Source organism: Sphingobium fuliginis (assembly GCF_015074805.1).
In the GTDB taxonomy this organism is placed as follows: Bacteria; Pseudomonadota; Alphaproteobacteria; order Sphingomonadales; family Sphingomonadaceae; genus Sphingobium; species Sphingobium fuliginis.
This window is the reverse complement of record NZ_CP060035.1, coordinates 2931637-2947632: the sequence shown is the minus strand read 5'-3', so window position 1 is coordinate 2947632 and position 15996 is coordinate 2931637. Positions and strand designations below refer to the sequence as shown.

Annotated in this window: 13 protein-coding genes; 7 read left to right on the top strand and 6 right to left on the bottom strand. The window is 66.5% G+C overall.

The window, feature by feature from the left end:
• Nucleotides 1–88: 88 nt before the first annotated feature.
• On the top strand, nt 89–2362 hold the full coding sequence (locus H5V43_RS14295) for a GumC family protein (protein WP_025550571.1): 2274 nt from the start codon (nt 89–91) through the stop codon (nt 2360–2362).
• 59 nt (nt 2363–2421) lie between these two features.
• Nucleotides 2422–3093 carry a helix-turn-helix transcriptional regulator gene (locus H5V43_RS14290; protein ID WP_025550573.1) on the top strand — a complete coding sequence of 224 codons (672 nt, stop codon included), beginning with the start codon at nt 2422–2424 and terminating at the stop codon, nt 3091–3093.
• A gap of 241 nt (nt 3094–3334) precedes the next feature.
• On the opposite strand, the gene H5V43_RS14285 is transcribed toward H5V43_RS14290, so the two are convergent.
• The 6 genes from H5V43_RS14285 to H5V43_RS14260 all read right to left on the bottom strand — a co-directional run bounded on the left by H5V43_RS14285 (nt 3335) and on the right by H5V43_RS14260 (nt 9260).
• On the bottom strand, nt 3335–4717 hold the full coding sequence (locus H5V43_RS14285) for a lipopolysaccharide biosynthesis protein (RefSeq protein ID WP_193666703.1): 1383 nt from the start codon (nt 4715–4717) through the stop codon (nt 3335–3337).
• Nucleotides 4718–4822: 105 nt separating this feature from the next.
• Nucleotides 4823–5575, bottom strand: a complete 753-nt coding sequence (locus H5V43_RS14280; protein WP_025550792.1) for a LuxR C-terminal-related transcriptional regulator — start codon at nt 5573–5575, stop codon at nt 4823–4825.
• A gap of 343 nt (nt 5576–5918) precedes the next feature.
• Entirely contained in the window at nt 5919–6602 is a 684-nt protein-coding gene (locus H5V43_RS14275; RefSeq protein WP_025550790.1) for a PIG-L deacetylase family protein, read from the bottom strand.
• Nucleotides 6603–6605: 3 nt separating this feature from the next.
• The gene (locus tag H5V43_RS14270) at nt 6606–7520 is read right to left on the bottom strand and encodes a formyltransferase family protein (protein WP_025550788.1); all 915 of its coding nucleotides are present in this window, start codon (nt 7518–7520) and stop codon (nt 6606–6608) included.
• Nucleotides 7483–8079: a sugar transferase gene (locus tag H5V43_RS14265; protein WP_025550786.1), complete on the bottom strand. Its 597-nt coding sequence runs from the start codon at nt 8077–8079 to the stop codon at nt 7483–7485. The genes H5V43_RS14270 and H5V43_RS14265 overlap by 38 nt, the downstream gene beginning before the upstream one ends.
• On the bottom strand, nt 8076–9260 hold the full coding sequence (locus tag H5V43_RS14260; RefSeq protein ID WP_025550784.1) for a glycosyltransferase family 4 protein: 1185 nt from the start codon (nt 9258–9260) through the stop codon (nt 8076–8078). The genes H5V43_RS14265 and H5V43_RS14260 overlap by 4 nt, the downstream gene beginning before the upstream one ends.
• Before the next feature lie 402 nt (nt 9261–9662).
• On the opposite strand from H5V43_RS14260, the gene H5V43_RS14255 reads away from it, so the two are divergent.
• From H5V43_RS14255 to H5V43_RS14235, 5 genes are all read left to right on the top strand, one after another.
• The gene (locus H5V43_RS14255) at nt 9663–11801 is read left to right on the top strand and encodes a polysaccharide biosynthesis protein (protein WP_025550782.1); all 2139 of its coding nucleotides are present in this window, start codon (nt 9663–9665) and stop codon (nt 11799–11801) included.
• Between the two features lie 15 nt (nt 11802–11816).
• The gene (locus H5V43_RS14250) at nt 11817–13073 is read left to right on the top strand and encodes a DegT/DnrJ/EryC1/StrS family aminotransferase (RefSeq protein WP_099185422.1); all 1257 of its coding nucleotides are present in this window, start codon (nt 11817–11819) and stop codon (nt 13071–13073) included.
• Entirely contained in the window at nt 13070–13912 is an 843-nt protein-coding gene (locus H5V43_RS14245) for a sulfotransferase family protein (RefSeq protein ID WP_025550780.1), read from the top strand. Before H5V43_RS14250 ends, H5V43_RS14245 begins: the two co-directional genes overlap by 4 nt.
• Before the next feature lie 172 nt (nt 13913–14084).
• A complete protein-coding gene (locus H5V43_RS14240) occupies nt 14085–14660 on the top strand; it encodes a polysaccharide biosynthesis/export family protein (protein ID WP_025550778.1) in 576 nt (191 codons plus the stop codon).
• Nucleotides 14660–15898, top strand: a complete 1239-nt coding sequence (locus H5V43_RS14235; protein ID WP_099185423.1) for an outer membrane beta-barrel protein — start codon at nt 14660–14662, stop codon at nt 15896–15898. The genes H5V43_RS14240 and H5V43_RS14235 overlap by 1 nt, the downstream gene beginning before the upstream one ends.
• Nucleotides 15899–15996 lie beyond the last annotated feature (98 nt).

Below are 15996 nucleotides of genomic sequence, written 5' to 3'. Positions count from 1 at the left end.
CTCTTCCGCCGCAACCCGCACTATCGCTGCATTGGGGACGGCCCTGACGGCGGGCGCGTCCGCGCGCCGATGCGACCGGGAGACTATCATGGCGTCTGCACAGCTCACTCTGATCGATGGCGCCGCGCCGGGCGGCGGCGCGGAAAAGCCGCGCGACCTGTCCTTCGAGTTGCAGCAGATGTCCGCGCGGCAGATCTGGTTCCTGCTCCACCGCCACATGAAGCTGGTGGCCAGCATCGTCATCGCCTGCGTCGTGGTGGTGCTGATCGTCCAGTTGCAACTGCCCAATCGCTATGAAGCGACGGCGACCGTGCAGGTGGAGCTCAACGATTCCACCGGTTCCAACCAGGCCGACGCGACCCGCAACCAGCAGCGCGTCGCCAATGAGGCGCGCATGTACCGGTCGCAGGCGCTGGCGGAGCAGGTGGTGCGCGACCTCAACCTCAATCGCAACCAGGCCTTCACCCATGGCGTGCAGATGACGGTGCAGCAGGCGGCCGTGCAGCTTACCAAGACCACCCGCGTAGTCAGTTCGACCGATTCCGACTTCATCGACATCACGGTCCAGTCGCGCAAGGCGGAACTGGCCGCGCGCATCGCCAACCGCTTCGTCGACAGCCTGCAGAAGATGCGCTCCCAGCGCCGCCAGACATGGCGCAACGGTCTCAGCACCGCGCTCGACAAGGAAACCAGGCGCCTCGCCCATGAGGTAGAGCTGGCCGAGCGCGCCGTTGCCGATTTCCGCCGCCAGCACCTGATGCCGATGGGCGCTGGCAGCGCGGAGGACTATCAGCAGATGAACCGCATCGCCGTGGAGGCGGCGTCCACCGCCGCGATGAGCAGCGCGATGCAGGCGCAGGCCGCCGGCGTCAGCCGCGCCGCCAGCATGCGGACGGTGGCGGGCGCGACCTCCCCCGCGCTCGACAATCTGCAGAAGCAATATGACGACCTGATCCGCCAGCGCTCCGAAATCTCCGTCCAGATGGGCGCCAACCATCCGCAGATGCAGGCGCTGTCGGCCCAGATCGCACAGGTGAGCAGGGCGCTGGTGCAGGAGCGCGCCTCCGTCGTCGCGACCCAGCAGACCCGGAACGACACCGATGCCGGGCGCGAACGGGCGATGGCGCTGGCGGAGGCGAACGCTGCCTCTGCCCGGGCCGGCCAGTTGCAGGCGAAGCTCAACGCCATGACCGGCGCCGCCTTCCGCAACAACGCCAATCTGGTCGATCTCTCCATCCTCGACCGCCGGGCGGAGGTCGCGCGGCAGGCCTATCTCACCACGGCGCAGCGCGCCCAGACGGTGCAGTCGGAATTGCAGACCACCGGCGTCAACTCGACCATGGTCTCGGCGGCGGCGGTGCCGCTCCAGCCTGTCGCGCCCGCACCCAAGAAGATGGCGCTGGCCGCGTTCGTCGGCTCGTCCGTCCTCGCCTTCCTGATCGTGCTGGGGATCGAGATGTTCGACAACCGGCTGCGCAGCGGGGACCAGCTTCGCCGCCTCTTCGGCCTTCGCACGCTGGCGATGCTGCCGAAGCTGGAGGAATCGATCGGCACCACGATCGAGGACAATCCGGTGACCACCCAGCCGCAGTCCCTGTTCACGGAGGTGGCCCGCAACCTGGCCAGCGAGATCGGGGAACTGCCCCATCAGGGAACCAGCCAGCGGGTGCTGGTGACATCGCCGCTGCCGGGCGACGGCAAGTCCAGCGTCGCGCTGACGCTGGCGGCGGCCGCCGCGTCCATGGGCCGCCGCGCCATCGTGGTCGACCTCGACCTGCGCCGCCCCGGCCCCAGCATCCTGCGTTCGATCCAGGACGGTTCCGACACGCCGGACCTGATCGAGGTGCTGACCCATGCAGAGGAAAGCCGCCGGCTGATCCCGCAGGCCGAACGCCATGTGGACCATGACGCCGCCGAAGGCGCGGCGCCCGTCGCGCTGATGCCGGTGGTGCTCAGCACCCGCGAACAGATCCGCAATCCGGCCGCCGTGGTGCAGGGCTGGCAGGTCGGCCGCCTGCTCGACGATCTGCGCGAGCGCTTCGACCTGGTGGTCATCAACGCGCCGGCCATCCTGGCGGTGCGCGATGCGCGGACTCTCTCCTCGCTGGCGGATTCGACGCTGATGGTCGTGCGCTGGGGGCATACGACGGTCGAACAGTTGCGCGCCTCGCTCCAGATGGTGAACAACCAGGTGGTCGGGGCCGTGTTCAACCAGGTCGATTATGAGGACCATGCCCGTCGCGGCTATGGCGACGCGGTCCAGTTCTACATGGGATCGGCCGCCTATTATTCCGACAGCTTCCCCATCCGCCAGAGCTGGACGGACCGCGTCCGGCACGTCTTCACGCGCAAGGCGGCATGAGCCGCCTGCCGCCTTTGCAGGAGGCGCCTTCGCCTTCTGTTCGTTTCGAAAGCGTAATAGTGGAAGAGGATGCCCTTCGTCTCAATCTGCTGATCCTCGACGGAAGCCCGCTTCGCCGGGCCTGCATTGCCGTGGCGCTGGAGACGGCGGGCGTTCGGATATTGCAGCAATCCAGCCTGGACCAGCCGGAAGCCGGCGAGCCGCCCGACATCATCCTGTTCCAGACCGGGGAATCCGAACTGGAAGGCGCCGCCCTGCCGCTGCAGATCGCACAGGCGAAGCAGCTATGGCCCGCCGCCGCGATCCTGGTGATCGCGGACCATGGCAATGAAGCGCTGATGCAGGCGGCTATCGCGGCGGGGGCGCAGGCCTTGCTGCGCTCCAGCACTGGCATCGTCAGCATGCAGCGCGTGCTTTTCCTGCTGAAGGAGGGGCTGGCGGTCTATCCGGCCGCGCTTGCCGCCACCTTGCACAGGCGCCAGCCTGACACGGTCGACGGCCTGACCGAGCGGATCGCCCAGGCGGTGGACAGGTTCAAGCTGCTGACGAAGCGGCAGCGCGACGTGCTGCGCCTGCTCGCGCAGGGCGCATCCAACAAGGACATCGCCCAGCGGCTGAACATCAGCGAAAGCACGGTGAAGGTCCATGTGCGGGCGATCATGGCGGTGAACGGCGCATCCAACCGCACCCAGATCGTCGCGCATCTGTTGAAGGGCGGGGGCGAAGATTAGCGGAACGGGTGGGAAGCGGACACCCGCTTTATCCCTCTCCCTTGAGGGAGAGGGCTGCGCAGACTTGGCAGCTTGCTGCCTTAGTCGTAGCTGGGTGAGTGGGGTGCGATCCAACGGATCGCGCGGGCCGCAGACCCGCTTCCTCCCTCCAAATCAACCCAGGCTCCTTCGTCGCCAAGGCTTCCCATTCTTCTCCTTCAAGGGAGAAGGAAGGTCTTGAAATAGCCACCTCCCGCCCGGCTCATCCCATGCTCGCCGCGACCGGCCGGGGCTTCGCCCGCCGCAGCCAGCTCACGTCCAGCAACACGGCCGTCACCACGCCCAGCACGACATGGGCGATATTCCCGCCGATCGGTCCATAGCGGGGTACGGCATAGGCCGCGACCGCCACGAACAGCGCCGTTCCGAAGCCCGAGATCGCAAGGACCGTCCAGCTTCGGTTCATCGCCAGCATCGCTGACCGGGAAGGCGCGGCATGCAGCATCAGCATCACCGCAACCAACTGCGTCAGCAGCAGGATATAGGTTTCCGAATAGGCCACGCCCGGCCCAACCCGGATGAGCAACGGTCCCAGCAGCCAGGCCCCAGCCAACATGACGAAGCCGACCGCCGCCAACGCCATCTGCACCTGCAGCGTGGCCGCCCGGAAATTGCGGATATTGCCGTTCGCCCACATCCGCGCGACATCGGGATAGACGACCGCCTGCACCTGGGCGCCGACCTGGGTCGCGACCTTGGCGATGCGCTTGGCGAGATAATAGACCGCCGCGGCCGAACTGCCCGCCACCGCGCCCACGAACAGCGAGTCCGCTTCCGTGGTGATGACGCGCAGGGTGAGCGACAGGTTGGTCGAACAGGCGAAGCCGAAGAAGCCGGGAAAATCCTTCACCAGCCCCTTCAGCCGGGCGTGCAGCGGATTGGGTATTCCCATCTGTCTCAGGGCGCGGAAGCCGACCCAGAAGACCAGCACCGAACCCAGGGCCTGCGACACCGTCCACGCGACCATGAAGCCGATCACGCCGGCATGCGTCACCATGCAGAGGAAGGCGAGCAGGATGCGCAGCACATTGCCCGCGACCTGCGCATAGGCGAGCATCTTGAACTGGCCGGACAGGCGCAGCGCCGCGGTCGGCACGCCTGCGATGTTGAACAGAGTCGCGACCGAATAGATCGCCACCAGTTCCACATGCAGGGGCTTAAGGCCCAACAGCGGCCCGAACAGCCACGCCAGGCCAATCGCGCTGAAGGCCGCCACCGCCGCTGCGCCCATGTCCAGCATCAGGCCATAGCAGTAAAGCCGCTGCTTCCGGCGCGGCGAGCCCCTGGATTCTTCCTCCACGGCAAAGCGGATCAGCGGCTGCCAGGATTCGAAGCGCAATATCCGTTCGACCACGCGATTATAGGACAGCACCAGCACCATGACGCCGTAGGTGGCCGGTCCCAGCGACCGGGCCGCCATCGCCACGCTGACCAGCATGATCAGCGCGTTCAGGAAATTGCCCGACAGCAAATGCCCCACCGCGACCAGCCGGCCCCGGGTTCCCTTGACCAGGAAGCCCGAAAACCGGCCGCGCAGCATCGGCAAGGCGCGTGCGGTCAGCACGCCCTTCACATCATAGGCCATGACGATCCCCCTGGAACGCGCGGCGTCGCATCGGACGCCCGTCGCACGCTCCAGATTCTTCGTTGCATCATCGCGCCGGCGCGCGATGCCTCAGGAATGCGCGGATCAGGCGCGGCTTGCGACGCCCGCCATCTCCAGCACTGGCAGTTGCGCCGGATGGGGAATGGCGACGGGCAGTTCGGGTTCGACTTCCGTCACGCGCCCGCGCATGCCGTGATTGGCCGCCCAGATCGCCGCCTGGGTCCGGTTCTTGACGCGCAGCTTGCGCAGCACGGCCTTCACATGGACCTTCACCGTCGCCTCGCTGATGTCCATCCGCTTGGAGATGACCTTGTTCGGGCATCCCATGATGAGCCAGCGCAGGATTTCCAGTTCCCGGTCGGACAGGCAGGCCGCATCCACCGGGCGTTCGACTTCCAGAGCATCGGTCAGGCTGGGCCGGGATTGCAGTTCGTCCGCCAGTTGCGGTGGAAGGACGCGCTCACCCATGGCCACCAGCCGCAGCGTCGCCACCAGCCGGTCGCAGGAGATTTCCTTGACGATATAGGCCAGAGCCCCCAGCCGGAACGCCTTCAGCATGATCTGGAAATCGAATCGGTCGGATAGAAGGACAAGGTAGGAACAGGGAAAACGTTTCTGCAGAACCGACAGCGTCTCGACATCCATCGCGTCGGTTCCGTCGTCGATCAGCAACAGGGATGGCTCGGTATCTTCTTCCGGCACCTCGACTTGCTGAAGCACCGTAGCCACGTTGGGATATTGGGTTACACGGAAATCCCGTTCCATCAGGATGCGGCTAAGCCCCTCCCGAACGATCGCATTACCGCACAACAGACGCACATTAACTGGGTAAGACATTGGGTGGTCCCCTCATGATCTCTTCTACGTCCGTAAGCAGGCCCCAAACGGAATGTAGAAGACCAGTAATCAAATGCCTGTAGTGCGACCCTTTCTTTTCGTTTCAACAACTTATCAGTAACATATTTGTGCCGTGAGAGTCCCCGAATGTACAATGGAAATTTCGGGTGCGCGCGACAAGGCGTTAACGCATTGTTAAGTTGCTGAATTTTTCTTACCACTTGTGCAATATGCTGCGCCAGCGGCAGTCAAACTTACCACTTTGGTGGTATCGCAAACGGTCTACGGGCCCGTTGCCACATCGTTTCGCAAATGAAGCGATTCGCCCGCGAAGTAACACATGTTAATTAATTTGTCGAACCAGAACAAAAGCTTCAGCGGCGGAACGATAGACGGTTGCGCCACGTAGCGTCGCGAGGGCTCGAATGGCCTCTATGGACCGCTCGTCGGGGCTGGCTTTCACCTGCGTTCGGAACGTCTGGAAGGCGGCGATCTTTCGTTCGATCGTCTCGCTGATGTCCACGAAAATGTTCGGAATGAAGGCGGGCGTGACGCCGGGGGCGAGCCAGTTGGTTTCCGATAGCGTCTCATAGGCCATAACGCAGCTCGGCCCGCCGGGCCCACGCGGCCGGGCATGGACCAGCGCTGCGTTGAAGACGATCTGATGATCGAGGTGGATGTCCCCGATGAAGGGGATCAGCAGCAGGTCGGGCTCGATCCGCGACAGCGCCTCCGACAGCGCCGCATTGAGTTCGCTTCGCCTGATCTGATCCAGCCCGGCCGCCGGGAAATCCAGGAACCGGGTGTCTGCCACGCCGGTCATCCCGTGGGCGCGCAGGGTTTCGGAGCGTATCTGCCGCACCAGCTCTTCGTCGAACAGCGGCGGCTGGCCGCGGGTGACGACGACGACATGCACCTCCGCCCCAGCGGATGCCGCCCGCGCCATGGTGCCGCCGCATCCCAATATCTCATCGTCGGGATGGGGCGCGACGACCGCGATCCGGCGGGCGTTGAACGGCAGCGACATCGGCTAATCCCCCAAAATGGCGTGAAGCTTGGGCGGCTTGTCCGGGCCGCTCCATTGCGTGACGATAAGGGCGGTGGCCTGACCGCAGAGCACGGTGAAGCCGTCCGCCGTCCGCGCCACGACCTGTCCGGGCAGGGCCGCGTGACGCCCGCCCATGTCCGACGGCGCCGCCGCCCAGATCCGGAGGTCCGCGCCGCCCAGCCGGGTGAAGGCGCCGGGATAGGGGCGGCCCGTTGCGCGGATCAGGCGCAATATGTCGCCGGCGGACCGCCGCCAGTCGATCAGCCCGTCCGCCGGAGTCCGGCGCGCGGCCCAGGTGGCGCAGCTTTCGTCCTGGACCATGCGTGGCATCTCCCCAGCCGCGATCCGTTCCAGCGCACGGTCGAGCATGACGGCCAGCGCCCGCATATGCTTGGCGTAGAGGGTCGCCGCCGTTTCGTCCGGCGCGACATGGAAATATTGCTGGTCGACTATGTCGCCCGTGTCCGTCCCCGCATCGATCCAGAACAGCGTTCCCGCCGTGATCGGTTCCTGCTGCAATATCGTCCAGGGAATGGCCGCGCGGCCGCGCAACCGGGGCAGGGCGGCAGGATGATAGCCGATCACCCGGTCGTGAAAGAGCGCGCGAAAGGCGGCCCCGCAAATCTGCGACCAGCCCATGACGAAGGCGATGTCCGCGCCCGCGTCCCGGATGGCGGACAGCGATTCCTCCCGGTTGATATTGTCGACATGGATGACCGGGCAGCCCCGTTCCCGCGCCGCCGGCCGCAGGTCGACATGATCCGAATGGCGCCCGGCCAGAGCGGGATCGAGCGTGACGATGGCGGCCATGTCCCATGCCGGGTGGCGGGCGATCGCTTCGAAGGCGATCCGGGTGGTTTCAACTGCCCCGATGAGGAGGGCGCGCTTCGTCGGCATGCCAGTCGATCCTTTTTTCACCCCCGACCACCACCAGCAGCGTGCGCGCGATGATCTGCGCGTCGAGGCGGGCGCTGCGGTGGCGCACATAGCGCAGGTCGAAGCGCAGCTTTTCCTCGATGGTCAGCAACGTGTTGCCGCTGACCTGCGCCAGACCCGTCAGGCCGGGCCGCACCCTGCCGCGCTCCACGCCGTCGCGGCCCATGGCGGCGATGCTGTGGGGCAGCAGCGGCCGGGGGCCTATGAAATCCATGTCCCCCCGCGCGATGTTGATCAGTTCGGGCAGCTCGTCCAGCCGGAAGCGGCGCAGGAACTGCCCAACGGCCGTGACCCGCCGGGCGTCGGGCAGCAAGGCCCCGTCGCTGTCGCGCAGGTCGCGCATGCTGCGGAACTTGATCATGGCGAAGGGCCGGCCGCCCAGGCCGCTTCGGACCTGACGGAACAGCACCGGCCGCCCCAGGCAGAGCAGCACCAGCAGGGACAGCAGCAGCAGAAGGGGGGCAAGCAGCGCGAAAAGGCCGATCGCCAGCAATCCCGCCGGGCGCAGACAGGCGGTCATGCGCGCTCCGGCACCAGCAGCGCGGGCGGAGGCGCTGGCATGGGCATCGCACTGGCCGCACCGCGCAACTGCATGATGTCCAGCAGCATGGCGTTCACCTTGTCCACATCATAGATGTCGACCGCCGTCCGCCGGGCGGCTTCGGCCATGGCCGCCACACGCCGTGGATGGGCGATCATCGTTTCCATGGCGGCGGCCAGCGCGGCCCCGTCGCGGGGCGGCACGAGCAGGCCGTTGACGCCATGCCGGATCGGCTCGCGGCAGCCGGGCATATCTGTGGTGATGACGGGCCGCCCGGTCGCCAGCGCCTCCAATATCGTGCGCGGCAGGCCCTCCCGGTAGAAGGACGGCAGCACGAACGCATGGGCGGACGCGATGAAGGGCCGCACGTCACGCGTCTCCGGCAGGAATTCGATCAGCCCCGCCGCGCGCCATTGGTCGAGATCGGCGGCGGTGTAGCCGGTCGGATTTTCCGTCTCCGGCCGGGTCAGCAGCAGGAAACGCACGTCGGGGCGCCGGGCCCGGACGATCCGTGCGGCATCGACATATTCGCCCACGCCCTTGTCGCGCATCAGGCGACCCATCATCAGGAAGGTGAAGGGCCCTTCCGGCAGCGCCTGCTCGGCAAAATGGCGCACGTCGATGCCCGAACCGGGAACCTGCATCACCCGCTGCGACGGCGAAACGATCCCGCTTTCGCGCATCAGCCGATGATCGTCGCCGTTGAAGACGAAGATGCAGCGCGCCCGGGCGACGCCGATCCGGTAGAGCCGGGACACGACGGCGCGCAGCCAGCGGCGCTCATCCGCCTCCTCGCTGAACACATAGCCAAGGCCGCTCATGATCGCGAAATAGCGCGCCCGGCTCCACAACCGTGCCGCCAGACCGCCATAGATGATCGGCTTCTGCGTATAGGCGACCACCACATCGGGCCGCTCGGCCCGCATCAGCCGCCGGTAATGCAGCAAGGTGCGCGCATCGTGCAGCGGGTTGGTGCCCGCCCGCGCCATCGGCGTCCGGCGGAAGCGCACGCCCATCTGCGCCAGCCTTTCCAGCACCTCCGGCTCCTCGTCCGGGGCGCAGGCGACGACCTCATGCCCCTCCCCGACCATCCGGGCGATCAGCGCCCCGCGGAAATTGATCAGCGACCAGGACAGGCTGGAGAGGATCACGACTTTCACGGCGCTTATGCCCTCCGGTTTTCCATATGTTGCTGCGCACGACCCCACCGCCGCTTCAGGCGGGCGGACAGATCCAGTTCTTGAAGACAGCTATCACAGCCCGCCCCGCAGCCCGGCGGTGCATCGGTAGATTACCCCTTTGAGGCAATCCGCCTCCCCTCCGCGCCCGCCAGCCCCTGCCGTCCGGCGCCATCGAGCCTGTGGCATAGCCCCAATGGGCGGAAGGGCGCGCCGGTCGGGTTGCGCATGGGATAAAGGATAGTGTCCGCTCGACCGATTACCGCGATGCACCCGTTCCGATAGCCTTGGCGCCACCGTCGGTTGCGGACGGCATGCAGGGTGGCGCCTCCAGGCAGCCCTCCGCCCCCGCAACCGGCGGACCATGGACTCGGAGACATCGGAATGCCGAACATCGCATCAGCCAGGCCAGACGGGCAGGACAGCGTTGCGCAAACGCCGCCCGCCGCCATGCTCCTGCGACTGGACGCAGCCGCGCGCGCCTTCGCCGCGCGGGGCGCCACGCGCTTCTGGGCGATCAGGCTGGCCGTCATCCTGGCGCTGGACGCGCTGATCATGCTGGGCAGCTTCGTGCTTTCCCGGCTGATCCTGTCCGACCTGCCCATGCCCCGGACGCTCCTGGAACCCTGGTTCATGGCCCTGTTCGTCGGCGTGAACCTCAGCGTCCTGTTCGTCGTCGGCACCTATCGGCAAAGCTGGCGCTTCCTGTCCATCGGCGACGCGCTGTCGCTGGCGGCCAGCCTGCTCGCCAGCAGTTGGCTCATATGGATGATCACCGCGGGATTGCTGGTGCCGCAGAAGATGATGCGCGGGCCCATGACCGTCTTCCTGACCGTCGACGTGCCGCTGACCGTCGCGGCGCTGCTGGCCGTGCGCGTGCTGCGGCGGCAGTTCTTCAAGCATGTCCGCTCCGCGCGGCTCCGCCGGACAGTGCAGGCGCGCCGGCGCATCCTCCTGCTCGGCGAACTGGATTGGGCGCGGGTCATGGCGGACCTTGTCCCCACCGACGCCCATTCAGGCCTGGAGATCGTCGGCGTCATCTCCTTCGACGGGCATGAGCGGCGGCTGCATGTCGGCGGACTGCCGATATTGGGCTCGCCCGAGATGCTCCCCCGGATCGTCGCGGACCTCGACCGCGCAGGCCGGCGGCCGGTCAGCCTGGTGGTGCAGGAAAGCAGCGAGCGGCTCGACCGGCAGCAGATATTGCGCATCGCGGCGCTGGCGGAGCAGGAAAATCTGGTGGTCTCCCGCTTCCGCAATCCCTGGACCAGCGCCCAGCCGCTGAGCGGCGACCGAATGGCGATAGAGAAGATGCCGCTCGCGGAATTGCTGGGCCGGCCCGAAATCACGGTGCAGCACAGCTATCTGGAACGGGTGGTCACCGGCGCGCGGATCATGGTGACGGGCGCGGGCGGCACCATCGGCGGCGAACTGGTGCGCCAGCTTGCCTATTACGCCCCGGCGGAGATCGTGCTGCTCGATCACAGCGAATATAATCTCTACGCCATAGAGATGGAGGCGCGGGAGAAATTCCCCCATGTCCGCTTCCACGCCGAACTCTGCTCGATCCGCCAGCGTCCCGCGCTCTGGCAGGTGTTCGAGCGGCGGCGGCCGGAGATCGTCTTCCACGCCGCCGCGCTGAAGCATGTGCCGATGGTGGAGGCTAATCCCTGCGCCGGGGTGCACACCAATGTGCTGGGCACCCGCAACGTCGCGGACGCGGTCTGCGAGTTCGAGGCTCGCGCCATGATCCAGGTGTCGACCGACAAGGCTGTGAACCCGGTGGGCCTGATGGGCGCGACCAAGCGGCTGGGCGAGCTATACTGCCAGGCGCTCGACCTGATCGGCAGTTGCGATCCGGACAGTCCGCGTTTCCTGACGGTGCGTTTCGGCAATGTGCTGGGGTCCAGCGGTTCGCTGATCCCGTTGTTCCAGCAGCAGCTTGCCAGCGGCAAGCCCCTGACCGTCACCCATCCCGACATCGAACGCTTCTTCATGACGGTGCAGGAGGCGGTGCTGCTGATCCTGCAAAGCAGCGCCCGCGCGTTGGAGACGGATTCGGAACGCGGCACCATCTTCGTCCTCGACATGGGCGAGCCGGTGAAGATCGTGGAGATCGCCCGCCGCGTCATCCGCATGGCCGGGCTGCGGCCGGAAATCGACGTGCCGATCAAGTTCATCGGGCTTCGTCCCGGCGAAAAGCTGTTCGAGGAGCTGTTCGACAGCAGCGAGGACAAGATCGAAAGCGCCATTCCCGGCATTTTCGAGGCCATGCCCTCCCCCATCCCGCTGGAGATGCTGGTGGAGGGCTTCGCCCAGCTTGCCCGGTTGATCGCGGCGGGCGACGCGGATGAGCTGGTGCGGCTGACGCATGAGATGGTCGCGGCCTCCGCCAGTTCGCGCTGGGCGGAGATATTGCGGCGGCTGGCGGCGGAAAGTTCCGACACGCTGCTGATGATGCCGCCGCGCCCCGCGGACATTCCAGCCGTCCTGTCCTCGCCGCTGCCGCGCGATGTCGCCTGACTTTTTGGGGGAACAATGATGCAAGCCGCGCCTGCCCAAGCCCAGATTCCGCCCCAGCTTCCGCTCCGCCTCAGTCCGCTCGATCATGCCGCGCTGCGTTGGCCGCAACATGAGCCCGACGAGATCGCGGCGGTGACGCGGGTTCTGGAGACCGGGCGAGTCAATGCCATGGTCCATGGCGAGCAAAACCGCGCCTTCGAGGCCGAGTTCGCGGCATTTTGCGGCATGCCCCACGGCATCGCGGTCAGCAACGGCACGGTCGCGCTGGAACTGGCGCTGCGGGCCTTGGGCGTCGGCGCTGGAGACGAGGTGATCCTGCCCTCGCGCAGCTTCTTCGCCAGCGCGGCCTGCATCGTCGCGGTCGGCGCAACGCCGGTCTTTGCCGACATCGATCCGGTCAGCAACAATATCGACCCGGAATCCGCCCGCCGCATGCTGTCGCCGCGCAGCCGGGCGATAATATGCGTGCATCTGGCGGGCTGGCCCTGCGACATGACGGCGCTGCGCGCGCTGGCCGATGAACGCGGCCTGTGGCTGGTCGAGGATTGCGCGCAGGCGCATGGCGCGACCCTTCACGACCGGGCCGTGGGCAGCTTTGGGGATGCCGCCGCTTTTTCCTTCTGCACCGACAAGATCATGTCCACCGGCGGGGAAGGCGGCATGCTCCTGCTGCGGCAGGAAAGGCACTGGAAACGGGCCTGGGCCTATAAGGACCATGGCAAGAATCCGGACAAATTCTTCGCGCCGGCAACGACGAACGGCTTTCGCTACCTGCACGACAGCTTCGGCAGCAACTGGCGGATGACGGAGATGCAGGCCGCCATCGGGCGGGCGCAGCTTGCCAAACTGCCCGGTTGGCTGGCCGCCCGCCGTCGCAACGCCGCGACCCTGATGCGGCTGCTGCGCGCCAATCGGGCGGTGGAGGTACCCGCAATTCCGGCCGAGGTCGGTCACGCCTTCTACCGGCTCTATGTGACCATCGCCGCCGACCGGCTGGGGGAGACGGGAACCACGCCGATCATAGGCCGTATGGTGCAGATGGGCATGCCCGTGGGCAGCGGTTCCTGCGCCGACATGACGGGCGAAGCCGCCTTTGCGGACCGGCAGGTGCGCCGCGACGGCGCCCTGCCGGTGGCGCAGGATCTTGGCCGCCGCAGCATCGCCTTTCCGGTCGACCATCTGCTGGACGAAGGCGACATGCATCGCCTCGCCAACTGCCTGGAGATCGCCATGGCGGAACTGCCATCCGGACGAAGAGGGGAAAGAGGATGACCAACGACCGCCTGCCGCATTTCGTCATCATCGGCGCCGTCAAGGGCGCGACGACCTGGATCCACAACCAGCTTCAGGACAACCCGGCCATCTACCTGCCCGCGCCGGAGCCGCATTTCTTCAGTCAGGACCATGCGCGCGGCCTGGACCATTACCGCCGTTTCTTCGATGGCGCTCGGCCCGACCAGATGCTGGGGGAAAAGTCCGCCGATTATCTCGCCCATCCGGACGCGCCCGCCCGTCTTGCCGCCGTCCTGCCCAGGGCGCGGCTGGTGGTGCAGCTCCGCAATCCGGTCGACCGCGCCTATTCGGATTACAAGATGCTTTTCCGGCGCGGCACGGTGACGAAGGGGCCGGAATGTTATCTGGACGGGCGGCCAAGCGACCAGCCGCGCTTTCTGGAGGACGGGCTTTACGCCAGGCATCTGCGCCGCTGGCTCACGCATTTCGATGCCGAGCAGATCAAGGTGCTGCTGTTCGAGGACGTGAAGGCCGCGCCCGAAGCGAGCGTCGCCATCGTCAGCGACCATATCGGCGCCCCCTGCCATTATTCGACGCAGGTGGGTGCCGACCCGCGCAACGACAGCAGCGAAAGATTCCTGCCCCTGCCCGTGCGCACCGCATTGGCGCCATTGAAGGAAGCGGTGCGGCCCCTGCGCGGCAATGCGATGTTCGAAAAGGTGCGCGGCATGTTCGCGCGGCAGATCGCCTATCCGCCCCTGCCGGCGACGCTCCGCCAGCGGATGGTCGATTATTATGCGCGGGACATCGCCGATCTGGAGGAGCTGATCGGACGGGACCTCAGCCATTGGAGGCAGGATAGGAAACTGGCTGCCTGACGGTACCCGCTCCTGCCTTCAGGAGCACGATATGGCAGGCACGCCTCCTTCGTATCACCCCCAAAGCGCTCCGGCTCTCGCCCCTTTTTGCCCGTCCGCCAGCCGTTATTGCCCGCCCCTGAATCAGCCAAAGGGCTTAAACTTCCGCCCTATCCATCCAGAGGGGACACAGATGCGCAACCGGCTTCATCATGGCCTTTTCCTTGGCCTTTTCGCCCTGACGACGGCTTGTTCGAGCGGGCTGTCGGGCCTGGCCAGCCTTCCGCCCGCGCCGACCGTGGCCTATCGCCTGGGCGCGGGGGACGAGGTGCGGGTGGCGATTCCGGGCCTCAGCGGGACCGACTCCGGCGACAGCAGCTACACGATCAACGATCGGGGACAGATTTCCCTGCCGGTGCTGGGCGATGTCGACGCGGGCGGCAAGACGGTGCCGGAATTGCAGGCCAGCATTGCCCAGCAATTGACCCAGCGCCAGTTGCTCAATGCGCCCACCGTCAGCGTGCAGCCGGTGAAGCTGCGCCCCTTCTATGTGCTGGGCGAGGTGAAGAGTCCCGGCGAATATCAATATCGCGCGGGCATGTCGGTGCTGGCGGCGGTATCGGTTGCGGGCGGATACACCTTTCGCGCCGAACAGGGCAGCGTCGCCATCACCCGCATGGTCGACGGGCGGCAGGTGGTCGGTCGCGCGGGCGAGCGGGACATGATCCAGCCGGGCGACACGCTGCGCATCTATGAGAAGTGGTTTTGATGCGCCGCCCGGCATTTGGTCCGGCCTCGGGGGGCGCGGCCGCCCTCTTGCTGATGGCTGCCCTGCCTGACGCCCAGGCGCAGGACATGGACGCTTCCGACCCGTTGCAGGGCGAACCCGCCGCGCTGTTCGAACCGACGCCGCTGGCGCTGGGCAGCGCGACCGTCAGGATCGGCGGCAGCGCCCGGCTGGAATATGACAGCAATATCTATGCCCAGGCCTTTGGCGAGAAGGACGATTTCCGCCTTCAGGTCCGCCCCTATGTCGACCTGCTGCGCAAGGGCGGCGCACTGGAGCTGACCGCGCGGGCCGAGGGGGATTTCCGCAAATATTTCCAGTATGACAAGGAAGATGCGGTGGGCGGGCGCCTGTCGGCCGGGCTGAACTGGAACCCGTCGGCCGCCGACCGGCTGAACGTCGCCGCCGGTTGGCAGCATATCATAGAGGATCGAGGCGAGCCGGAGGGCAACACCCTGCCCGGCATCGGCCCGCGCGAACTCAATCTGGTGGAGGGCGACCTGTCCTATCTGCATCAGGGTTCGCGTATCGGATTTCTGTTCAAGGCGACCGGCGCGCGGATGCGCTACACCCGCGCCATAGACGAGGAGCGCGACCTGGATGCCGTCGGCGGCCTTGCGCGGGTGATGCTGCGCGTGTCGCCGCTGACGAGCCTCTTCGTGGAGGGCGTCGCGGCGCATCGCGATTTCCGGCTGGCCCCCGTGCCAGGCCAGTTCAACCGCGATGCGTCGACCTATGGCGGCCGGGTCGGCATCGCCATCGATCCGGGCGGCACGCTGCGCGGCGATGCCGCGGTGGGCGTCTATCGCCTCGACGCGAAGGACAGGCGGATCGAATCGCAAACCCGCATGTCGGTGCAGATCGGGCTGACCTATGCCCCTCGCCCGCGCACCACCATCACGCTGGACGGCTTCGTCGGCAATGTCGCCACCTACAGGACCGGGGTGCAATCGCGTGAGGACATGCGCTTCCGGCTCGGCATAAACCAGGAAATCCGCCACAATCTGAGGGGGCGGCTGGGGATTCTCTACCGCCGCAGCAAATATTTCGGCGTCGACGACACCGACAATCTCTATGGCGTCACCGGCGAACTGGAATATGCCGTCAACCGCCGGGTCGCCCTCGCGGCGACAGCGCGCTTTTCCAAACGCGACAGCAGCGTCGCGCTGGACGAATTCGACCGCACCCGCGCCGGGCTTGAACTGCGCATCCATTATTGACGCACAGCCGTGCCGGGGTGGGACAGGACTGATCCAAAGCGCCACCCCCTAACCCCTTCGCGCAATGGACTCGGGATCGCCCGCCAAAGACACTGGCC